The sequence below is a fragment of the Aerococcus sp. UMB1112A genome (assembly GCF_030230715.1).
Lineage (GTDB): Bacteria > Bacillota > Bacilli > Lactobacillales > Aerococcaceae > Aerococcus.
This window is the reverse complement of record NZ_JASPDS010000014.1, coordinates 1-22802: the sequence shown is the minus strand read 5'-3', so window position 1 is coordinate 22802 and position 22802 is coordinate 1. Positions and strand designations below refer to the sequence as shown.

The following is a 22802-nucleotide window of genomic DNA, read 5'->3' as shown; positions in this document are numbered from 1 at the left end:
GTGCTGAAAGGAGCCAAGCAAGTGAAAAAGATTAGAAAAGCTGTTATTCCAGTGGCTGGTTTAGGGACCCGTTTTCTCCCCGCAACCAAGTCTATGGCCAAGGAAATTATTCCCGTTATGGATAAGCCAGCCGTTCAATTTGTCGTTGAAGAAGCCTTAGCAGCTGGCATTGAAGAAATTCTTGTGATTACCGGTCGTCACAAACGCTCGGTAGAAGACCACTTCGATGCTAATATTGAACTGGAAGAGAACTTGGAAGCCAAGGGCAAAGATGAACTCCTAGCCATGGTCCAAGATTCCACACTCGAGAATATCCAATTCAAACGCCAGCACTATCCTAAGGGCCTTGGTGATGCGGTTGCCCTAGCCGAATCCTTTGTGGGGGAAGAACCCTTCCTCTTGATGCTGAGCGATAACATTTTGGTGAGCGAAGAACCAGCTTCTCAAGCCTTGATGGCAGCCTACAACAAGACCGGCAAGAGTTCTGTCTTAGTCCAAGAAATTGACAAAGAATTGACTCAACTTTATGGTATCCTAGATCCTGATCAAGAAGCTGAAGACGGCATGCTGCCAGCCCGCAATGTCGTTGAAAAGCCCCAGGACCAAGCCCCCAGCCAGTACGCCATCTGTGGCCGCTATGTCTTAGACCAAAGCATCTTCCGCGCCCTAGAAGGCCAAGAAGTCAATCCCCTATCAGGGGAAATTGAACTCAGTGATGCCCTCAGCCAAATCGCCCAAGACCAGGGCGTCAACGGCCTCATTTTTAACGGTGAATGGTACGAAGTCGGCGAACCCCTAGGCATGGTCAAAGCCAGCATCCAATACGCCCTCCGCCACAAACAAACCGGCCCCGAATTCAAAGACTACCTCAAAAACGAAATAATCCCTAAGTTAAAGGGTGAGAGGGAGCGCGGTTAGAAGTGGACCTCTGGAGCAAAGATCCAGAGAAGTCTGAAAGACTTCGGCGGATCTTTGTGAAGAGGAGCCACTTCTGCGCAACCGAACCCGACTATAAAGGGTGAGAGACTTGGCGGTTAGGCTTGGATGATTGGAGCAAGTCAGAATAAGAGCGAAGTATTCGCTCGTTTCTGACTTGTGAAATCACTCCAAGCCTGCCAAGTCGAGCCCGACTACAAAGGGTGAGAGCAGAGGCGCTTAGAAAGGAATGACTGGATGCAAAGAGGATAAGAGCGTCTTTAGCCGGTCGTTCCACTTTGCTGAAGTCACTTCCTTTCTGCCTTTGCGAACCTGACTATAGGGTGAGAAGTAGCGCGGTTAGAAATATAAAATATTAAATAACCTAGTAAGGATGATTGCCTCCTTACTAGGTTATTTTCGTTATTAAACTTGGGCTAGCTTTCAAATGGGACCTCCATTTGTAAGCAGCCGGCCTTCTACTTTCAAACGAGGACTCCATTAACAAGTAGAACCGTGCCAACTTTCAAATAGGAGCTCTATTAGCAAGTAGAACCGACCTAACTTTCAAATAGCGTCTTCATTAGCAAGTAGCCCCACAAAAAATCCCAGAATAGGAAACCCCCTCCATCAGAAAAAATCTAATGGAGGGGCTTATCTTACTTGGTATTTTAGAAACCCTTATTATGTTTCAAATATTCTTCTTCTTCGGGTGTGTTTTTCCGACCTAGTGCCTCGTTGCGGTAAGGGTAGCGGCCGTATTTTTCAATGATTTCATAGTGGGCTTTTTCATACTTTAGATTGTTGGCTAGGGCTTCTTCTGAGGAGAAGAGTTCCATGGCTTGGTCGTGGATGACGAGGGATTCGGAGTGCATGAAGGGCATGTAGATGAAAGAGCGGGCTTCTGGACTGAGCGAAGAGAGGTCTTCCAGCCGGATGCATTCTTGGGCTAGGGCGAGCGCCATATCGTCTTGGGCATAGGCTTGGCCGCTTCCCCGATAGAGATTTCTGGAAAACTGGTCCAGGACAATAATTTCTGCTAAGCGTCCGCGAAGGCTTTCCCGCCAATCTGCATGCTCACCATCTTTGACTTCCTGGTGGAGCTGGCTAAAGCGGTCGGCAATAGCTTGGTCGACACTTTGGCCACCATTAAACCACTTCTTCGGGCCCAATTCTTCAAACCAAAAATTTAAAACTGCTTCGATTGACATCGTCGGCCTCCTTTAATTTTATTTTAATCATAGCATAAAATAGGATCAGAGTCCTGTTTCGAGCCTGGCGAATTTGATTCGCTTTTTAACTGTAAATTCGTTAAAATGAAGGGGTGTAATTTATCTAGAAAGAGGGAAGACCATGATTCAAATTCGGGATGCTATCCTCCATATATACGATGTCAACACCAGTGAACCCATCCTCTCCCAAGCGGCTTTAGACTTTCGGGATGAGACCATTATTCACTATGTCGACTGCAAGGTGAACCAGGTCATGCAAACAGGAAAGCAGAAGAATGGTGTGATTCCTGAAACGGCACCCATCTACGAGAATCTCCAGAGCCTGGCTAGGGACTTCCAAGCAACGACCCGACCCATGACCTCCAAATTCTTCCAGATCCTACGCCTAAATCCGGACATCCCACCGGCAGACCTGCTCTGGGTATCGCTTGTGCTCAATGATTTTCCCTTCGTTGGGATGTTCAAGTTGAACCACAATGAATCCTTTACCCACTTCGTCGCCACGGATGAGGAGGTCTTGCGCAATGATTTAATTGTCCACCGGTCCATCCTGCCCAAGGCCAAACAAGCCATTGATGAGGGGTTCCTCTATTGCCCCACGACAAGCGAGTACTTCCTGATTGAAAAAAATCATTTGATGGAAGAAACGGGCGAGCGGATGCCTTATTTGAGCGAAGTCTTTTTGGGCATCGAAGCCAATCTCAATATGAATGAAAACATTAAAATTATAAGAAAAGGCGTTGAAAAGACGGCTAAACACTATAATGAAACAGACTACCAAGCCTTGGCAGAGGCTAAGGATATTCTCTACCACGCCGTTTATGACGACCAAGAATTCGATAACCGCAAACTGGCTGACCAGCTCTACGGCGACAATATCAGCCAAAAACAAACTTACTTGCGGGAAACTGAAGAAATGGGAATGATCCACCAACAAGCTGCCAGCCCAGACATGTTATCGGCCAAGATGCAGCGGCAAAAACTTAAATTCGATAATGGCATCGAATTGACCATTCCCCTTGAGCTTTTCAATGACCCTGAAGTGGTGGAGATTAAGAATAATCCGGATGGGACCATTGGCATCGAATTGAAGAATATTGAAAGTATCAAAAATATGTTCTAAAGTAGAAGAGGAAAAACAAAAATGAAAATACCCAAATTAGACCTGGACCTGGTCCGCTATCCTAATTTTCAGCAGCTCTCATTAACCCGGCGCTTGACCAATCTGAGCCTCTGGGTAGCGGTTGCCGTGGTGGGACGGGTCTTAGTCAGTGGTGTTCCTAATGTCCAACCTGTGACGGATATGGTTATCCTGGCCGTGCCGCTCTTTGGCCTGTCAGGGGGCTTAATTGTCGCTACTCTCATCATGCTCCTCAGCAATCTTATCCTCGGTATGGGACCTTGGACCCTGGGGCAGATCCTAGCCTATGGGGCGGTCGTCCTGATCAGCTACCTCTTAATGAAGCTAGGCCTCTTCAAATACCCTCTAGCCGTCCTCGCCTGGTCCCTAGTCGCAGGCTATTGTTACGGTCTCATTGTCAGCTACATGATGCTCATCCTCTTCGGCCTAGGCATGCCATTCTGGACCTACTACCTAGCTGGCCTCCCATACGACACTGGCCACGCCCTAGGCAACCTCGCCTTCATGCTCATCCTAGTCCCCATCTGCCAACGCCTCATCCGCGAAAAAATATTGTAAAGAAAGGGTGTGAGCAAAGGCGTTCAGAAAGGAATGACTGGAGGCGAAAGGGATAAGAGCGGCTCCAGCCGGTCGTTCCCTTTCGCTGAAGTCACTTTCTTTCTGCCTTTGCGAACCCGACTAGAAAGGGTGTGAGGGCGCGCGGTTAGAAGTGGAGCTCTGGAGCAAAGCAACAGAGAAGACTGAAAGTCTTCGACGGCGCTTTGTGAAGAGGAGCCACTTCTGCGCGACCGAACCTAACTAAAGGGTGAGAGCAGTTGCGTCCAGACTTGAATGACTGGAGCCCAAACGGAAAAGAGCGGCTTTAGCCGGTCGTTCCGATTGGGTGAAGTCACTTCAAGTCTGCAACTGCGAACCCGACTATAAAGGGTGTGAAGGCTGGCGGTTAGCTTTCCTTCACTGGAGCAAGTCACTAGAGCAGTCTGAAAGACTGCGGCGGAGACTTGTGAAGTGACAGGAAAGCTGCCAGACCGAACCCGACTATAAAGGGTGTGAGGGCTGGCGTTTAGACTCGGATGATTGGAGCAAGTCGGATAAAGAGCGAAGTATTCGCTCGTTTCAGACTTGTGAAATCACTCCGAGTCTGCCAGGCCGAACCCAGCTAGGGTGTGAAGGTAGGCGTATAATTCTAACTGGCTAGCGCATTGCCTATTTGCATTCGGAGAGCCCGAATACAGGTAGCAGGTGTGCAGTCTGCATTCGGAAGGTCTGAATACAGATAGCGAGCGCCCAATTTGCACTCGGAGGGTCTGAGTGCAGATAGCAAGTGATCAATTTGCATTCGGAGGGTTCGAGTACAGATAGTAAGTATCCGCTCTGCATTCGGAGGCTCTAAATGCAGATAGCAAGTATCAATCGACACGCGATGCCCCTGCATGCCAATAAAAAACATACTTTTTCGGCCAAAAGGCAAATAGCGAGCCTAATCAAATCAATTTTCAAGAAACACCTACCATGAGTTTAAGCGCACAAACAACAATTAAGGAGGATTCAATGACTTATCCAAACACTTGGCAGCTCGACGACCTCTACCCAGGCGGGGTGGCAGGGTCAGCTTTTAAGGAAAGCCTTGAAGCTGCCAAAATTGAAAAAGAACTTTTAAGTAAGAAAGTGAAAGCCTTCGAAGCTAAAAGCGAAGAAGCGGATCAAGACCTCTACCAACTCATCCAAGACTTGGAGGGCCTGGAAGAGGAACTAGTGACCCTGGATAGTTTTGCCCAAATGGCAGCAGACACCGATATTCAAGCAGAGGCACCAGTCTTAGCCCTCGACCGAGTTGGCCAACTCCTGGAAAGCTTCGACGGGCTTGCTTTAAACTTTGACCAGAAGCTCCTTGCTTGGTCTGAGGCTGAATGGCAAGAAGTCTTGGCGAGTCCCTTGCTTGCGCCTTACCGCTTCCACTTAGAAGAGCGCCGCCGAGAAGCTAGTCAGGCCCTGGACCCGAAAACAGAACGTTTGCTTTTGGCCTTGGATCGCGATGGTATCGAAGCTTGGTCCCAGACCTACGATAGCCTGGTTGCTTGCCTCCATATCCAACCTGAAGGCAGTAAGACTACATATTCAGTCGGCCAGGCTATGAACCATATGCTGGACGATCCGGATCCCAAGAAACGGGCAGCTTTCTTCAAGGCCTGGGAAGCCGCCTTTACTGAAATGGGGCCAGTTTTTGCCCGCCTTCTAAACCACCTTGCAGGCTACCGGATGACTGAGCAGAAGGCCCATGGGGATGACTTTCTCGAGGAGCCTCTGCGCCAGAACCGGATGACCTACCATACTTTAGGAGCCATGTGGGAAGCGGTAGATGCGGCTCGTCCGGACCTCCTGCAATTCCTTAAGACCAAACAAAAATTATTGCAACTGGATAAGTTAAATTGGCAAGACGTCGCTGCACCCTTGACCCTCAGTGACAGCCAGGTTCAGCGCTATACATGGGAAGAAGCTTGCCAATTTGTTGTCGACCACTTCCGGAAGACTAGTGACGAAATGGCGGACTTTGCGGACCAAGCCCTCAAGGCAGGCTGGGTGGAAGCGGAAGACCGGCCAGGTAAGCGTCCAGGCGGTTACTGCACGGAGCCCCTGGCCAATGGCGAATCGCGGATCTTTATGACTTTTACTGGGTCTGCCCAAGATGTCAGTACCCTAGCCCATGAGCTAGGCCATGCCTTCCATTCCTATGTCATGCGGGACTTATCGACCTGGCAGCAGGGCTATGCCATGAATGTGGCGGAAACCGCTTCTACCTTGGCAGAAAACTTGATTGCTAGCAGTCAATTAGCGGAAGCCAAAGATCCTGGCCAGCGTCTCCAGTTGCTCAACGCTAAGCTGGAGAACACGACGGCCATGTTTATGGATATCCGAGCACGTTATCTCTTTGAGAAGAATTTTTACAGTGAACGTCAAGCCGGCTATGTGGGGGAAGAGCGTCTGAACCAGCTGATGGTGTCAGCCCAGCGCGAAGCCTTTGCAGGAGCGCTGGATAGCTACCACCCGCATTTCTGGGCCAGCAAGCTGCACTTCTTTATTTCAGATGTGCCTTTCTACAACTTCCCTTATAGCTTCGGTTATCTCTTTAGCCAGGGAATTTTGGCCGAATTGATGAAAGATCCGGACCACTTCACTGAACGCTATGTGGCTCTCTTGAGGGATACAGCGGTAATGACTGTCGAAGACCTGGCGGCTAAACACTTAGGCGTTGACCTGACCCAGATCGATTTCTGGCAGGAAGGCGTCGCGCTAGCCCTCCAAGATGTCCGTGCCTTTGTCCACGAAGGGCAAACTTATTTAGAAAACTACCAATAGGAGAAAATTATGGATTATGAAACATTAGAAGAGCTCTTACCCCTAGCTGAAGAAGGGAAAATGGTCCTCGGCTTGGATACTATGGCTCAATTAATGGCAGACTTGGGCAATCCCCAAGATCAATTGCCCACCATCCACATTGCTGGGACTAATGGCAAGGGGTCAGCAGCCATGATGCTAGCAACGATTCTAGAAGAAGCGGGCTATAAGGTGGGACTTTATACCTCGCCTTCCATCATGTCCTTTAATGAGCGGATCATGGTCAACCGGGTGCCTGTCTCCGATGAAGCGATTATCCGGGCAGCCCAGGCTATCAAGGGGTCCTGTGAGCGCTTAGACCTCCACCTGACAGAATTCGAAGTCTATACCGCTATGGCTTGGTTAATCTTTGCCGACCAAGCCTGTGATCTGGTTGTTCTGGAGGTAGGTCTCGGGGGCCGCTTGGATGCGACCAACCTGGTGAAGGCTCCCTTAGTCACTTTACTGATGAAGATTGCCTTCGATCATGTCGGTATCTTAGGCCACAGTCTAGGCGAAATTGCTGGCGAAAAAGCAGGCATTATTAAAGCCGGCCGCCCCGTGATTTCCTACCCTCAGGATCCTGAAGCCAAGACTGTCATCCAAGCTAAGGCGGAAGAAATGGGCGCGCCGTATTTAGAAGTTGATCCTGATGACATCCGAGCCTTGCCTAGCGACCAAGCCCGTAAGCAAGTCTTTAGTTATAAAGGACAGACCTGGCAGCTCAACCTCCTGGAGGCCCACCAATTGCAGAATGCTAGTGTGGTCCTGGAAGCTGTCGAGAGCTTGCGCCAGCAGGGCTATCCTGTTACTGACCAAGCGCTTGCCCGAGGCCTGGACCAAGTGAAATGGCAAGCCCGTTTTGAAATTATGCACGACCAGCCTACCATTGTTGTCGATGGTTCGCATAATTTAGATGGGGTCAGTCAGCTTAAGCTCAACTTAGAGCGCTATTTTCCCGACCAAGGAATCGTTGCCATTATGGGCATGCTGGCGGATAAAGACGTGACCCATGCAGTTGCCGAGATTGTTCCGATCTTGGATCAGATTGTCACTGTCCGCCCAAATACGCCCCGAGCTTTAAGTGCTCAAGAACTCAGGGATAAAATCGTTTCCATATACCCTGAACAATATGATACAATAGTTCCATCTGATTCTTATGAAGACGCCTTCAATAAAGCGATGAAATATTTAAGCCAGGATGATGTCTTAGTCATTTTCGGGAGTTTCTATTATGTAGGCTACATGAGGAATCTAATCAATAAGAAGTTAGGAAATGATATTTAAATGGATAAAGTAAAGATTGAACAAGCAATTCGTGACTTATTAATCGGAATTGGGGAAGACCCCGACCGGGAAGGTTTGCAGGAAACGCCGAAACGGGTGGCTAAGATGTATGCTGAACTCTTGGATGGTTACCAAAGAACCCCCTCCCAACACATGGAAAAGCAGTTCACGGCTGAAGATAGTGAACTAGTCTTAGTCAAGGATATTCCCTTCCATTCCATGTGTGAGCACCACCTCTTGCCCTTCTACGGGGTTGGCCATATTGCCTATGTACCCGGAGCAGACAAGGTAGTTGGCTTAAGCAAACTGGCGCGAATCTTAGAGGATATCAGCCTCCGACTCCAATTACAGGAACAGATCACAACAGAAGTGGCGCATACGATTGCTGATAATCTCGAAGTGGAAGGTGTCTTTGTCGTTCTTGAAGCAGAGCACATGTGCATGTCCATCCGGGGCGTCCATAAAGAAGGAGCTTCTACCGTAACCAAGTCCGCTCTGGGTTGCTTTAAGGAAAACTCCGAACTGCGTAAAGAAGTCCTATCGATGATCCGAGCTTAGGAGTGGGTTTTGTGAAAGAAGATTGCATTTATTTAAATGGTTTGAATTTCTATGCCTACCACGGCCTCTTTCCGGAAGAGACCAAGCTCGGCCAGCGTTTCATTGTTGACCTGGCCCTCTACTTGGATCTGAGCCGGGCCGGGCAGACGGACCAAATGACTGACAGTGCCCACTATGGCGAAGTTTATGACAGTGTCAAGCGGGTTGTCGAAGGGGAGCCTTTCAAGTTGATTGAACGTCTGGCCCAAGCCATTGCCGATGAGGTCCTGACTAGCCAAGATTTGGTGGACGCCCTGCAGGTCAAGGTCACCAAACCCGATCCACCGATTCCGGGCCATTACGATTCAGTCGCTGTCGAGATTTACCGTGAACGCCATTAGGAAGGAGAGCTGTTATGCCACTTGAAACCCACCATGCCTACATTGCCCTGGGGTCTAACATTGAGCCACGCCGGGAGTTTTTGAACCGGGCGATTAAGGCTTTGGACCGGAATGAGTCTACCTCCGTTGTCCAAAAGTCCCATGTCTATGAAACGGTACCCAAGGGCTATGCCGACCAAGCAGACTTTTTGAATATGGTTCTCGAAGTCGAAACCACCTGCGATCCCTTCGCCTTATTAGGGATTGCCCAGCAGATTGAAGATGATCTCAACCGGGTGCGGACGATTAAGAACGGGCCACGAACTATTGACGTGGACCTGCTCGCCTACGAAGATCAAATCATTGACCATGAAATCTTGGAATTACCCCATCCTCGCATTCAAGAGCGCGCCTTCGTCCTCTTCCCCATGGCAGAGATTGCAGCGGATTTTGTCTTACCTGGTACGGGTCAGACCATCCAAGCCTTGCGTGATGCCCTGCCTGAAGCAGAGAAGGCGGATGTGCGGATTTACGAATAGCAGGATGCCCAGCGACGAGAGGTCCTGGGCTTTTCTTCTAGAATTGGGCGGATGAGCATGCCTTCCGCTTTTGAATTTGATTTTTAAATTCTGAGAGGATCACTACCGTCTGGAACAAAAGTTTCATCTAAGTTTTAGATAAGCGACTTTTGACAAGGCTCTTTTTCAAGATTTTCTTGAAGGCTTATACTTTGGTATTTCAATGATTTTATGCTATTGTAAACATAAATCTACCAAGTTAATTAAAGAGAGAAAAGAGTGATTCAAAATGGCTGAAGAAATCAAACGAGAAAATGATTTAAATTTTGATGCGCAAGCGATTGAAACAATTGCGAGCCGTGCCGTTCTAGAAGTCGATGGGGTCCTAACTACTCAAGGGAACGCCTTCAATACGGCCTTGTCCCAAGCTGCTAACTTCGCTGACCAAGTTAAAGAAAAAGCTCAAGAAAGCTTCTCTGATGACGACCAAGGGGATGAGAAAGAAGGTCAAGACCAGGAAGAGGACAAGGGACATGAAGAAGGGGACCACTACCAAGACGGCGTGAACGCTGAAGTTGGCAATGTGGAAGTTGCCGTGGACCTCGATATTGTCGTTGCTTACGGTAAGGAAATCCCTAAGATATTTGATGAAATTGTTGAAAATGTCAACAAACGCATCCATGAAGCAACGGGCTTAGAAGTTGTGGAAGTGAATGTCAATGTCCGCGATATCATGACGGAAGAAGACTATCGCAAGGTCCACTACAAACAATTTCCCGATGACTAATTAGCATGCAATTGAACAAACTCTCTAGAAATCCAGGCGTGTGGATAGCTAGGGAGTTTTTGTTTGGCTACTTTTTATTAAAGCTTCCATTTGAAAGTTAACCTGATCCTACTTGCTAATGGAGCCCCCATTTGAAAGTTGCTCCAGGTCTAAGAATGAAAATAACCTAGTAAGGAGGCAATAATCCTTACTAGGTTATTTATTATTTTAAATTTCTAACCGCGCGCCCTCACACCCTGTGTAGTCGGGTTCGAGGATGCAGAAAGGGCTCCTCTTTACAAAGATCCGCCGAAGACTTGCAGTCTTCTCTGGCTCTTTGCTCCAGAGCTCCCTTTCTCCCGCATCCTCTCACACCCTTCCTTTTTTTGTGTTTCTTTTGGGGATTTGATAGAATATATAGAGATAATTAGGAAGTGAGGGTGTGTTATGGTGGCTTATAATAATGATGATGGTTTGTCTTTTGGCAAGCCTCTGCATGCGATTGATGTGGGGGATACGTTTACCATGACGGAACGTTTTCGGGAGCGGGATATTCTCCTCTATATGGGGGTAACCAATGATATTAATCCCCGCTATTTGAAGACGGAGGAGGCCCACCAGGAGGTTGATCTGGAGACGGTGATTCCGCCGATTGCCTTGATGGGGGCGATTACGCGGACGGTTTCCATGCATTTCCCGGGGCCGGGTTCCATGTTGGTGGAGATGAATTTCACGATTAATAAGGCTATCCGCCACGATTCGACCATCACCTATCATTTTGAAGTGATTCGGATTGAGGAATGGCGGGGTTATGTGACCATCCATGTCATCGGCAATAACGAAACCACCGGGGAGGACCGGGTTTTGGATGCCATGCTGATGGTCCTTCCGCCCGAAGAAGCCCTGACTGACCAACCCAAAATTATTGATTCGAGTGAATTGAAGCGTGTTGATGGAGGCGATGTAAACAGTGACTAAAAAAAATAAATTACTTTTATTCGATGGCTCTTCTTTGGCTTTTCGGGCCTTCTATGCTATTCAAAATTTGGATTCTTTTGTCAATAAGAATGGCTTGCATACCAATGCCCTCTATGCCTTCCATGCCATGCTGAAGACGGTCTTGGATAAGGAAGAACCGACCCATGCCTTGGTGGCTTGGGATGCGGGGAAGACCACCTTCCGAACGGAGATGTACGATGATTACAAGGGCGGCCGGCAGAGTGCGCCGGATGAATTCCGGGAGCAGATGCCTTTCTTTAACGTCTTATTAGATGCTTTCGGTCTGGCTCATTATGAACTGGCTAATTATGAAGCCGATGATATTATCGGGACCCTGGCCTTACAGGCTGATCCAGAGACCTTCGATGTGGTGGTTATTTCGGGTGACCGAGACCTGACTCAGCTGGCCCGCGACAATATCCGCGTGGACATTACTCGGCGCGGGGTCAGCCAATTGGAAGAATATACGCCCGCTTCAATCCAGGAAAACTGGCAAATCACTCCTGAACAGATTGTGGACATGAAGGGACTCATGGGCGATTCTTCCGATAATTATCCTGGCGTCACTGGGATTGGCGAGAAAACAGCCCTCAAGCTCCTCCACGAATTTGGGTCTATGGAGGGCGTTTACGACAATATTGATAAGGTTTCCGGCAAAAAGCGCAAAGAAAACCTCATTAAGGACAAAGAAGCCGCCTTCCTATCCAAAAAACTTGCCCGGATCTTAGACGATGCTCCATTAGAAATTGGCTACGACGACATCAAGAAGCGGGACCTTGACCAAGAAGCCCTGCTAGACTTCTACAAGGAAATGAACTTCAACCGCTTTATGACTGATCTCTTGGAAGATTCCGATCTCTCGGACCAAGTCCAAGCGGAAGCTCGAGACATTCCTTACCAAGTTTTGACAGAAGCAGACCAAGTGACGGCTGAGATTTTTCAAGCGGAAGAGATGGCCTTTTATGGTGAAATGTTTGCCAAGAACTACCACCAAGGGGAGATTATTGCCTTCGCATTGGGGAATTCTGACCAGGTCTATGTCCTGCCCAAAGAAGTGGCCTTAGCGTCGTCCGCCTTCCGAGAATGGGCGGAAGATGCTAGTCGCACCAAGCAGGTCTTCGATGCCAAGCGGACCAAGGTCATGTTGGCCCGGGAAGGGATCGACTTCCAAGGGGTGTCAGAAGATGTCCTGATTGCTTCCTACCTGGTCCATGCCAAGGATAATTCCAATGACCTAGCGGAAGCGGCTCGTGAATTCGGAATTGATGACCTGGCCTATGACGAAATGGTCTACGGCAAGGGCAAGAAGCAGGCCGTTCCAGAAGATGAAAGCCAGATGCACGACCATCTCGCCCGGAAGATTGATGTGATCTGCCGGATGGTGCCCATAGCCAAAGAACGCCTGGCAGCAGACCAGATGACAGAACTCTACCGCGATATGGAACTGCCCCTGGCCCTGGTCTTGGCTAACATGGAGATTCGGGGGATTCGTGTTGAGCGGTCTACCCTAGAAGCCATGCATGAAGCCATCGAAGGTCAGCTGGATGACCTAGAAGCTGCCATCTACCAAGAAGCTGGCCATGAATTCAATATCAATTCTACCCAACAATTGAGCGATGTCCTCTTCGAAGAGATGGGCTTGCCTGCTGGTAAAAAGACCAAGTCCGGCCACTATTCGACAGCCCAATCGGAATTGGAGAAATTACAGGGCAAGGCAGAGATCGTCGACTTAATCTTGGATTATCGCCAGCTGGCTAAGTTGCAATCGACTTATATCGAGGGCATCCAGAATTTTATCCAAGAGGACCACAAAGTCCATACCCGCTTTATCCAGACCCTGACCACTACGGGGCGCTTGTCTTCGGCAGACCCGAACTTGCAAAATATTCCGATTCGGACAGAGAACGGTCGGAAGATCCGCCAAGCCTTTGTTCCATCTGAACCGGGTTGGAAGATCTTCTCATCGGACTATTCGCAGATCGAACTCCGGGTCCTCGCCCATATTTCAGGCGATGAGCACTTGCAGAAGGCCTTCAAGGAGAACCGGGACATTCACCGGACCACGGCTAGCCGCGTTCTCGGCATTGACGAGGTAGATGTAACACCTAATCAGCGCCGGGATGCCAAGGCAGTAAACTTCGGGATTGTCTATGGGATTTCCGACTATGGACTCAGTAAGAACCTCAATATTTCCCGGCCCCAAGCCAAGGCCTTCATTGATTCTTACTTCGATAACTTCCCCAAGGTTAAGGTCTACATGGATGAGATTGTGGAATCCGCTCGCGAGAAGGGTTATGTGGAAACCCTCTTCCACCGCCGCCGCTACCTGCCTGATATTAAGGCGCGCAACTTTAACGTGCGGTCCTTCGCCGAACGGACAGCCATGAATACACCAATCCAGGGGACAGCCGCTGATATTATCAAGCTAGCCATGTTGAAAATGGAGGCTGCCCTAGAAGAGGAAGGACTCCAAGCCAAACTGCTCATCCAAGTCCACGATGAGCTGATCTTCGAGGCGCCCGAAGAAGAAATCGCCCGCCTGGAAGAATTAGTGCCACAAGTGATGGAATCCGCCGTTGAATTGGACGTGCCTCTAATTGTGGATAGTAACTATGGCGATACTTGGTACGATGCCAAATAAGGTGTTTGTCGCTTAATAGCTAATCGTAGGCTCATATAGAGGCTGCAGGTGAGCATCCGTTCCGTTTTTGCTCATCACTAGCAGACCTATCGATTATTGCGCCAACCACTGCAAATTTGTATTTAAAAGTATTAAGATATAGATAATGCTTGGCCGCGGACAGCTTTGCGGCCAGGCTTTTCACTTTCAGATGAAAGGAGGATGAAAGATGCCAGAATTACCTGAAGTGGACCGGGTCCGCCAGGGGTTGGAAGACTTAGTGCTAGGATCTAGGGTGACCGGACTTAGCTTAAGCTGGCCCAAGATAATTGACCGGCCTAGCCCTGAAGAATTTGAAGCCATTATGCCGGGACTGCGCCTCGAGGGCTTAGGACGCCGGGGCAAGTATTTAATCTTTGACTGGGGCGATTGGGCTTGGATCAGCCATTTGCGGATGGAAGGCAAGTGGCTAGTCCTGCCCAGCGACCAGGCCGTAGATAAGCACACCCACCTCGTTCTCCAGCTCGATGATGGCCGCGACCTCCGCTACCATGATGTTCGCAAGTTTGGCCGCATCCGGCTATTTCCCAAAGCAGAGATGGACGATGAATTAGCCCGGCTTAACTTGGGACCGGAACCTTGGAATTTGGATGCCGATACTTTTTACCAGCAGCTTCAGCGGCGGAAGTTGGCCATTAAGCTGGTGCTCCTGGACCAACATGTGGTGGCAGGGATTGGCAATATCTATGCCGACGAAATTCTTTACCGGAGCCGCCTCCATCCTGAGCAGCCGGCTAACACGGTGTCCAGGCTGAAGTCCAACCGCTTAGTCCATTATGCTGAGGAAGTGATTGGGGAGGCCATGGCCAAGGGTGGGACGACGATTCGTTCTTATACTGATGCCCTGGGCCACAGTGGGGGCTTCCAACAGACCCTCAATGCTTACGGACGGGCAGGGCTGCCCTGTCCCCGCTGTCAGACCCCGATGAAGAAGATCAAGGTCGGTCAGAGGGGGACAACTTTTTGTCCACGCTGCCAAGTCTTAAAGAAGGAAAGGAGATAAGATGACATTTCATTTAGGATTAACCGGATCCATTGCAACGGGCAAGAGCTCGGTCAGCAAGCACTTCCAGTCCCTAGGCTATCCCATTGTCGATGCCGATTTGGGGAGCCGGGCTGTGGTTGAACCCGGCCAGCCAGGACTGGAAGCCATCCGGGAACATTTTGGGGAGGACTATATCTTTCCCAACCAGACCATTAACCGAAAAAAATTAGGCCAGCTCATTTTTGCGGATGACCGGGCCCGCCAAGAGCTGAACCAGCTTCTTCAACCCCATATCCGTCAGTGGATCATCCAAGAGGCCCAAGCCTATGATGCTGCAGGGCACGACTTAGTTGTTCTTGACATTCCCTTGCTCTATGAAGAAGGCTACCAGGCAGACTGTGACCAGGTGATGGTGGTCTACTGTTCCGAGTCGGTTCAATTGGAACGCTTGATGGCCCGCGACCAGCTCAGTGAAGGGGAGGCCTTCCAGCGGATATGTTCCCAGATTTCTATCGAACGCAAGGCAGAGTGGGCGGATATTCTAATCGATAACGGTAGGGACCTGTCCTATACCTACCAACAAGTAGATGCTTGGCTAGGAATCAGCGGTTTTAGCCCAAATCCTGTCGCTGAATAGCTGTGCTTATGCTATAATAGGCATGAAAACGTCCTTCTTGTAAAGAAATAGGTGAGAATCTTATGCAATGCCCAAAATGCCATCATGATAATACCAAAGTGGTGGATAGCCGTCCCACCGAGGAAGGGAGTGCTATCCGCCGTCGCCGGGCTTGTTTGGCCTGCGACTACCGCTTTACCACCTTTGAGCGGGTGGAACAGCCACCACTGCTAGTGATTAAGCGCGACGGTAACCGCCAGGAATTCTCGCGGGAGAAATTACTGCGCGGCATGGTCCGGTCTTGTGAGAAACGGCCCGTTGCCTTGGAGGACTTGAAGCGCTTAGTGTCAGAGATTGAGTCTGAATTGCGGGCCCGGCCCCATGATGAAGTCTCCTCCCAGGATATTGGAGAGATGGTCATGGACCGCCTGCCTGCTATTGATGAAGTGGCCTATATCCGTTATGCGAGTGTCTACCGCCGTTTTGAAGACCCGACTGTCTTCTTAGAAGAGATTGAATCCCTCCGCCAACTGCAGCGCAAGCAGGTTGAGGGCCAGCAGAACCTCGACTTGGATGGAGACACAGACTAGAAGGGAGTGTTAATTTGGCCTTTATCCCATGGGAAAGTTTAGAACCACAGAGCGGCCTTATCATCTACCAGAAAGAATGGCTTTCGGAAAATGATATGGCTGTTTTTCTTCACCTCTACCAGCCTATGCTGGGGGCGGAGAGTGCGGCCCTCTACCAGAGCTTGCGTGCCCAGATTGAAGTCGGGGCCTGGCACTCCTCGATTCTCCGGCACTCGGACTTGATGGAGCAATTGGTGATGGGCAAGGAAGAGTATATCCGGGCTAGGCAGCGGCTGGAGGCCCTGGGCTTGGTCCAAGTCTTCCAAAACCAGAATCCCGACAAACAGGTCCAGACCCGCTATGACTTGTTAGCACCCTTGCCGGCGGATAAATTCTTTACCGATTCACTGATGTCGTCCTTGCTCATTTATTATGTGGGTGAAGACCGCTTTCACCGCTTGGTTGATCGCTTTTCCTGGCAGCCCTACCAGGCTTTGGAGCAGGCGGACTGGCGGGACGTGACGGCTTCCTTCCGTGATGTCTACCGCTTGCCCCAGGCCATCTACCCGGTCAGTCAGGAGACCCGGGAACACTTGGTCCGTACCAATGAAGGAGACAAGCATTTTGACCTGGGCCAGGACTCTAAGTTCGATCTCCAGGCCTTTAAGGAGCTCCTCCAGGGTAGCTTTGTGGGGGAGAAGGCGCTGACTAAAGAAGTGATCGATATGACCCAGACCCTCCACGAAATTTTTGGCTACGATGAGGTCAGCCTCCAGCGAATGGCCCTAGAAGCCTGTGATATCAAAGAAAATAAGATTGATCTGGACAAGTACCAGGCTATTGCCCTGGCCCAGGCTGAAGCCGATAACAAGGCCCCGCTCAAGGAACGCAGTCAGGAATTCCAGGAAGTACAAGCCCAGGCCCAGGAAGAAGCTCAGAAGCTCTGGAAAGAACAAGGCTTGAGTGATGAAGATCTGGCATTTACAGCGACCCTGCGCAATTACCCCTCGGTGCCTTTTGCCAAGTCGATCAAGGACCAGCAGGGGGGCTTTTTGACCAAGAATGAGACCCAGGCCATTGGAGACATCCTCCAGATGGGCATACTCAATCCGGCTACTCTTAATGTTATGATTCACTATTACCTAGTGGAAGACGGCAAGGACCGCTTGAGCCGCCCCTTGTTAGAAGCCACGGCAGATGATTGGAGCCAGCACAAGGTGGACTCACCCGAAGCTGCCTTGCTCTACCTACGCGGCCGGCTCGACCATCAAAAACAAGCCAAGATCAAACGTATGCAGCAGAAACGCCAAGCCCGCTACCAAAAGAGAAATTATCAAAAACGCCCAGGCCGCGAAGAAGTCAAGCCCAAGTGGTTTAAAGCTGGCGAAGAGGCGGCCAAGCCAGCTGACCAGACGAACCAGCAAAGGACGGACCAGTCTCAAAACTTGCGCGACCTAATCGCCCAAAGGCACAAGGAGGATCGTTAAGATGCAAAATATCGGACCAGAAATCAAAAAAATCCTAGAGCAAAAGGACTACAAAGAAAGACTTAAGGAAATTCAAGCAGAGGCCCTCAGCGATCCCGACGTCCAAGCCTTTATCAACCAGCACCAGGACCAGGTGGATGAGGCCATGATCCAGCGTAGCTTGTCTAAGATCTATGAATTCGTCCAAGAAAAGAAGCGAATCCAAGCGGGCTATGAGCCCAAGATCCCTAATTTCCACCCCCAATTGCAGATGAATGTGAACTATATTGATGTCCAATATGTGGCTAATGAGGATTATTTGGCCAAGCAAGCGGAGCTCAAGCGCGACCGCCGGATTACCCTGGTGGACCTGCCCAAGTCTCTGCGTGAAGCAAATTTCGACCAATTCGATGTCGATGACCCTGCCCGTCAGGAAGCGGCTAGCCGGGCTTTGACTTTTACCACGGCCTATCTCAAGGCCCCCGACCGCTTCCACAAGGGCCTCTATTTCCACGGGGCCTTCGGGGTAGGGAAGACCTTCCTCCTTGCGGCTATTGCCAATGATTTGGCGGACAAGGGGTATGAAACGACCCTGGTCCACTACCCGCAGTTTGCTCAATCGATCAAGCAGAGCATCGCTAGTAACACTGTCCAGGACAAGCTGGAAGCCCTGCAGAAGGCGCCCCTCCTTATGCTCGATGACATCGGTGCTGAGAGCAATTCCGCCTGGCTCAGGGATGATATCCTGGGGGTTATCCTCCAATACCGGATGAACGAACAGCTACCCACCTTCTTTTCTTCTAACTTTAACTTTGAAGAATTGGAGACCCACCTAGCACGGACAAATTCTGGAGATATCGAGGACGTCAAGGCGGGGCGGATTATGGAACGAATTGCCTTCCTCGCTGAAGAAATCGAAGTCGGTGGGCGTAACCGACGCCATGATTAAGAACAATATTGTGTATTTTAGCTGACAAAAAGTCTCTCAACTAGGCTAGATCAAGGGTCTAGTTGGGAGACTTTTTGTTTTGAAGGATAGCTAGGATTTTTTCTGGATTAAAAGTCATATAATTTGCATTTAGGGGAAATAAAGGCTAATCTAAGGATATAAGAGATACTTGTTATTTTTTAAATTGAATATGAATAGGGGGGAGCCTTCCTATGAACGGATTTGTTAAATTCATCCAAGTTCTAGGTGCTTTAATTGCAATCTTAGCCTTGCTTGCAGCTATCGCTGTGCTGTATCCGATTCCTTACTTGACGGAATTTGTTGCCTATTATGTCTTAGGCATTCCGGAAGTCAGCACCACGGTTGCTATTGTCTTGGCTGTAGTAGCTGTAATTGCGCTCATCTTCCTGCTCTATGCTTGCTTTGCCACCTCAAAGAAGGCCTGGTTGCAAGTGGACACTGAGCATGGTGAGGTTAGGGTTGACCACACGGTAGCAGAAGCAGCTGCGACACATGCTGCGCGCTCAGTTGATGCGGTCAAGCACCCACAAGCTGAAGCTAAGATGGGCAATCATCCAGGGGACACCAAGCTGGACGTTACCGTAGATGTTAGCCAAGACGCACCCGTTGCGACCATTGCTAAAGCTGTCCAAGAACAGGTGGAAGCAGCTGTTGGCCGTAAGCTCGGCGGCAAGCCAGGGTCCGTCAATGTTAAAGTCAACCAAATTGATACCCGCGCGGCTCAAGCTCAAGCAGCTCAGAATGCACCACGCGTGAGATAGTTAAAGGAGGAGGCCTTGCAATGAAACAACCACCAGAGTCATGGTATGCCTATAGATGGCGTATTATCTGTACCGCTGCAGCTTTCTTATTTACTGTCATCAGTTTGGCAAGCAATATTGGGACCGCTATTTTGGTGGCCGTCCTTGCGGTAGCTGGTTTTTACGCTGGTAAATATTTTGACAAGAATTTATAAAAATTCGAAGGCATATTATTTGAAAAAATTTGAGAAATCAGTATGATTAGAGTACAAGCAATTGTAATAAATTTTTTGGAGGATGATAATCATGGCAGAACAAAAAGCTAATGAACAAAACCAAGTACAACACGAAAATGAATTAACTTTCGCTGACAAGGTTCTCGAAAAAATCGCGAACTATTCAGTACAAGGCGTTGAAGGAATCCTTGAATTACAAGGTGGCTTCACTTCAGGTATTAAAGGCTTCTTCTCAGGCTCCGGCGAAGACGAAACAAAAGGCGTTAGCGCAGAAGTAGGTAAGAAAGAAGTTGCTTTAGACTTAGAAGTTATTGCTGAATATGGCAAGGACATTCCTGCTGCTTTCGAATCAGCAATCAAGAAAATCTCTGACAGTGTTAACAAGATGACTGGCTTAAAAGTTGTTGAAGTTAACATGAACGTTAACGATGTTGTAACTCGTGGCGAATGGGAACGTAAACAAAACGAAGAACAATGTAAAGCTGCTGAAGAACGTCGTCGTGCACACGAAGACGGTGAATACTCAGACGGTTCACGCGTTCAATAATTACGAAACACCAGCAAAGCTTGGGCTCCTTGCCCAAGCTTTTTTGTTCTTTATAACATGGTAAGATGAATCTGTCGTCCGCTTCTGGATTTGACCCTTAAATGCTTAGGGGACCAACACGGCTGCCCTGTCTTGTACTTTATCCGTAAAGCGCTCAAGCCCCAACGGCTAAAGCCTAGCATCGGCTCGAGTCAAGCCCACACATCTTTTTTAAAAAGTCTGCCTTGCTTTTTCATCTGAATAGTGCTTTAATAGGGTTAGACTAGTTAAGCGCCAGTGATGGAGACAAAGTTTTTGTTTGAATGCTAGAGACGGATTGTTTGGTGGAAGATCCGCAAACAGAGATGGCGACCACTCCGGAGGCTTTCAATGATTGAAGTTGAACGGTGAACCCCGATATCGGTCATGAACGAGTGCCTAAATAGGCAAAAATTGGGTGGAACCACGTATTGATTAAGATGACGTCCCTAATTGAAGGAAACTTCAGTTAGGGCTTTTTTTATTTTACAAGGAGGATAACCATGCAAATTACATTTCCAGATGGAGCAGTCAAAGAATTTGAAGCCGGTGTTTCTGGCCGCGAAGTTGCCAAATCTATCTCAAACAGCTTGGCTAAACGCGTTTTGGCTTATAAATTAGATGGTCAGTTGAAGGGCCTAGATGAACCCATTCAGGAGGGTGGAGCGATTGAATTAATTGATCCTAAGTCCAATGAAGAGGAAGCCTTGGAAATCTTGCGCCACTCGAGCGCCCACTTGCTCGCCCAAGCCCTGCGCCGGATCTATCCAAACATCCACTTTGGTGTAGGTCCTGCCATTGAGAATGGTTTCTACTATGACACCGACAACGGCGAAGGCCAACAAGTCAAGGAAGAAGACCTGCCAGCTATCCAAGCAGAAATGGAAAAGATTGTCCAAGAAGATTTCCCAATCGAAGGCCGTGAAGTGAGCCGGGAAGAAGCCAAGGAAATTTTCAAGGAAGACCCTTACAAGCTGGAATTAATCCACGACCTGCCTGAAGACGAAACCATTACCATCTACAGCCAAGGGGAATTTACTGACCTCTGCCGCGGCGGCCACGTGCCATCAACCGGCTATATCAAGCACTTCCAGTTGCTTTCTTTAGCTGGGGCTTACTGGCGCGGGGATTCTGACCGTCCAATGATGCAACGGGTGTATGGGACAGCCTACTTTAATGAAAAGGACCTGAAAGCTGACCTCAAACGTCGGGAAGAAGCCAAGGAACGCGACCACCGCAAAGTCGGTAAGGAACTCGACCTCTTCCTCGTATCACCAGAAGTTGGCCAAGGCCTGCCATTCTGGTTACCTGAAGGGGCAACTATCCGCCGTATTCTCGAACGCTACATTGTGGACAAGGAAGTGGCGCAAGGCTACGAACATGTTTATACGCCAATCATGGCCAATGTGGACCTCTACAAGAAGTCCGGTCACTGGGACCACTACCGTGATGACATGTTCCCACCAATGGATATGGGCGACGGCGAACAATTAGTCCTCCGTCCGATGAACTGCCCCCACCATATGGAAGTCTACCAAAACCACATCCACTCCTACCGCGAACTCCCTATCCGGATCGCAGAACTGGGGATGATGCACCGCTATGAAAAATCTGGCTCCCTATCTGGTCTCCAACGTGTCCGTGAAATGACGTTGAACGACGCCCACATCTTTGTCCGTCCAGACCAAATCAAGGATGAATTCACCCGGGTCCTCCACTTGATCCGTGAAGTTTATGAAGACTTCCACATCACTGACTACCGCTTCCGCCTCTCCTACCGCGACCCTAACGACACCAAGAAATACTTCGATGACGATGAAATGTGGGAAAAGGCACAGGCTATGCTGAAGGAAGCTATGGACGACTTGGGACTAGAATACTTCGAAGCAGAAGGGGAAGCGGCCTTCTACGGACCTAAGCTAGACGTTCAAACTAAGACCGCCTTGGGAACTGAAGAAACCCTGTCCACGGTTCAATTGGACTTCCTCTTGCCTGAACGCTTCAATATCACTTATGTCGGTGAAGACGGGCAAAATACCCACCGTCCTGTTGTTATTCACCGGGGTGTCATCTCAACTATGGAACGCTTCGTTGCCTATCTGATCGAAGAATACAAGGGAGCCTTCCCAACTTGGTTAGCGCCAACCCAAGCTGTTTTGATCCCAGTTAACGAAGATGCCCATGCCGACTATGTCTACAAGATTGCTAATGAGATGAAGGCAAAAGGCTTCCGCGTGAAGGTTGACGACCGCAATGAAAAAATGGGCTACAAGATCCGCGAAGCCCAAACCCATAAGATTCCCTTCCAACTTGTCTTTGGTGACAAGGAAATTGAAGAAGGTTCAGTAACGGTCCGCCGCTATGGCTCTAAGAAGACGGAAAGTCAAGACTTCCAAGAATTCTTCGCCAGCTTGCAAGAAGCCGTTGAAAACCACGAATAATTGAATTACTTTAAGTCCAGCTGAATTTTGGCTGGGCTTTTTAGATTTTCTCATAAGCTGTATTTTTGAGCATGCGTTCCGTCTTGAGTTTGATCGTTAAAGAGCCATGGCAACGGCTCGAGCCTCGGTCTCTCGCCTAACGAGACTCAAACGGAGCGTACGGCTGATGCCTACGCCCCATAATTCGCTTCTAGTCGGGTTTAGGCTAGCAGAAATAGCTTCTCTTCACAAAGTCCTTTAGAAGACTTTCAGTCTTCTAAAGGACTTTGCTCCAGAGGTCTATTTCTCCCGCTAGCCTTCACACCCTGACTTCCTACGATTAGTCAAGTATAAATTGGTATAAAGTTGCTAAAGTATACGAGGCAATATTTAGTAGACTGATTT

The 22802-nt window shown here is 49.1% G+C and carries 21 protein-coding genes; 20 read left to right on the top strand and 1 reads right to left on the bottom strand.

What is annotated here, in order from left to right; translation table 11 throughout:
• Nucleotides 1–21 precede the first annotated feature (21 nt).
• Complete coding sequence (locus QP860_RS07980; protein ID WP_284910643.1) at nt 22–918, top strand: UTP--glucose-1-phosphate uridylyltransferase; 897 nt, start codon at nt 22–24, stop codon at nt 916–918.
• A gap of 668 nt (nt 919–1586) precedes the next feature.
• On the opposite strand, the gene QP860_RS07975 is transcribed toward QP860_RS07980, so the two are convergent.
• Nucleotides 1587–2126, bottom strand: coding sequence for a DUF924 family protein (locus tag QP860_RS07975; RefSeq protein WP_070620001.1), 540 nt, complete (start codon nt 2124–2126; stop codon nt 1587–1589).
• A gap of 142 nt (nt 2127–2268) precedes the next feature.
• Between QP860_RS07975 and QP860_RS07970 the strand changes: the two genes are divergently transcribed.
• From QP860_RS07970 to thrS, 19 genes are all read left to right on the top strand, one after another.
• Complete coding sequence (locus QP860_RS07970) at nt 2269–3270, top strand: nucleoid-associated protein (protein WP_070619998.1); 1002 nt, start codon at nt 2269–2271, stop codon at nt 3268–3270.
• A gap of 21 nt (nt 3271–3291) precedes the next feature.
• The gene (locus QP860_RS07965; protein WP_083294412.1) at nt 3292–3846 is read left to right on the top strand and encodes an ECF transporter S component; all 555 of its coding nucleotides are present in this window, start codon (nt 3292–3294) and stop codon (nt 3844–3846) included.
• A gap of 993 nt (nt 3847–4839) precedes the next feature.
• On the top strand, nt 4840–6645 hold the full coding sequence (locus tag QP860_RS07960) for a M3 family oligoendopeptidase (RefSeq protein WP_070617150.1): 1806 nt from the start codon (nt 4840–4842) through the stop codon (nt 6643–6645).
• 9 nt (nt 6646–6654) lie between these two features.
• Nucleotides 6655–7950 carry a bifunctional folylpolyglutamate synthase/dihydrofolate synthase gene (locus tag QP860_RS07955; protein WP_070617152.1) on the top strand — a complete coding sequence of 432 codons (1296 nt, stop codon included), beginning with the start codon at nt 6655–6657 and terminating at the stop codon, nt 7948–7950.
• Nucleotides 7951–8508, top strand: coding sequence for a GTP cyclohydrolase I FolE (gene folE / locus QP860_RS07950; RefSeq protein ID WP_070617154.1), 558 nt, complete (start codon nt 7951–7953; stop codon nt 8506–8508).
• 11 nt (nt 8509–8519) lie between these two features.
• A complete protein-coding gene (folB, locus tag QP860_RS07945; RefSeq protein ID WP_284912521.1) occupies nt 8520–8888 on the top strand; it encodes a dihydroneopterin aldolase in 369 nt (122 codons plus the stop codon).
• A 14-nt stretch (nt 8889–8902) separates the two neighbouring features.
• Nucleotides 8903–9406: a 2-amino-4-hydroxy-6-hydroxymethyldihydropteridine diphosphokinase gene (folK, locus tag QP860_RS07940; RefSeq protein WP_070617159.1), complete on the top strand. Its 504-nt coding sequence runs from the start codon at nt 8903–8905 to the stop codon at nt 9404–9406.
• Nucleotides 9407–9674: 268 nt separating this feature from the next.
• Nucleotides 9675–10172: an Asp23/Gls24 family envelope stress response protein gene (locus QP860_RS07935; protein WP_070617163.1), complete on the top strand. Its 498-nt coding sequence runs from the start codon at nt 9675–9677 to the stop codon at nt 10170–10172.
• Nucleotides 10173–10598: 426 nt separating this feature from the next.
• Nucleotides 10599–11129, top strand: a complete 531-nt coding sequence (locus tag QP860_RS07930; RefSeq protein ID WP_070617165.1) for a hotdog family protein — start codon at nt 10599–10601, stop codon at nt 11127–11129.
• Nucleotides 11122–13791, top strand: coding sequence for a DNA polymerase I (gene polA, locus QP860_RS07925; protein WP_070617167.1), 2670 nt, complete (start codon nt 11122–11124; stop codon nt 13789–13791). Before QP860_RS07930 ends, polA begins: the two co-directional genes overlap by 8 nt.
• Nucleotides 13792–13999: 208 nt before the next feature.
• The gene (gene mutM, locus QP860_RS07920) at nt 14000–14833 is read left to right on the top strand and encodes a bifunctional DNA-formamidopyrimidine glycosylase/DNA-(apurinic or apyrimidinic site) lyase (protein ID WP_070617168.1); all 834 of its coding nucleotides are present in this window, start codon (nt 14000–14002) and stop codon (nt 14831–14833) included.
• A 1-nt stretch (nt 14834) separates the two neighbouring features.
• Entirely contained in the window at nt 14835–15452 is a 618-nt protein-coding gene (coaE, locus tag QP860_RS07915) for a dephospho-CoA kinase (RefSeq protein ID WP_070617170.1), read from the top strand.
• Between the two features lie 62 nt (nt 15453–15514).
• Nucleotides 15515–16021: a transcriptional regulator NrdR gene (gene nrdR / locus QP860_RS07910; RefSeq protein WP_067975287.1), complete on the top strand. Its 507-nt coding sequence runs from the start codon at nt 15515–15517 to the stop codon at nt 16019–16021.
• Between the two features lie 14 nt (nt 16022–16035).
• Nucleotides 16036–17487 carry a DnaD domain protein gene (locus tag QP860_RS07905; RefSeq protein ID WP_070617172.1) on the top strand — a complete coding sequence of 484 codons (1452 nt, stop codon included), beginning with the start codon at nt 16036–16038 and terminating at the stop codon, nt 17485–17487.
• A gap of 1 nt (nt 17488) precedes the next feature.
• Nucleotides 17489–18415: a primosomal protein DnaI gene (gene dnaI / locus QP860_RS07900; RefSeq protein ID WP_070617174.1), complete on the top strand. Its 927-nt coding sequence runs from the start codon at nt 17489–17491 to the stop codon at nt 18413–18415.
• Nucleotides 18416–18627: 212 nt separating this feature from the next.
• A complete protein-coding gene (amaP, locus tag QP860_RS07895) occupies nt 18628–19197 on the top strand; it encodes an alkaline shock response membrane anchor protein AmaP (protein WP_070617176.1) in 570 nt (189 codons plus the stop codon).
• A 20-nt stretch (nt 19198–19217) separates the two neighbouring features.
• Nucleotides 19218–19391 carry a DUF2273 domain-containing protein gene (locus tag QP860_RS07890; protein WP_083272369.1) on the top strand — a complete coding sequence of 58 codons (174 nt, stop codon included), beginning with the start codon at nt 19218–19220 and terminating at the stop codon, nt 19389–19391.
• Nucleotides 19392–19482: 91 nt separating this feature from the next.
• On the top strand, nt 19483–19959 hold the full coding sequence (locus tag QP860_RS07885) for an Asp23/Gls24 family envelope stress response protein (RefSeq protein WP_284912520.1): 477 nt from the start codon (nt 19483–19485) through the stop codon (nt 19957–19959).
• 521 nt (nt 19960–20480) lie between these two features.
• Nucleotides 20481–22418: a threonine--tRNA ligase gene (gene thrS / locus QP860_RS07880; protein WP_284912519.1), complete on the top strand. Its 1938-nt coding sequence runs from the start codon at nt 20481–20483 to the stop codon at nt 22416–22418.
• Nucleotides 22419–22802 lie beyond the last annotated feature (384 nt).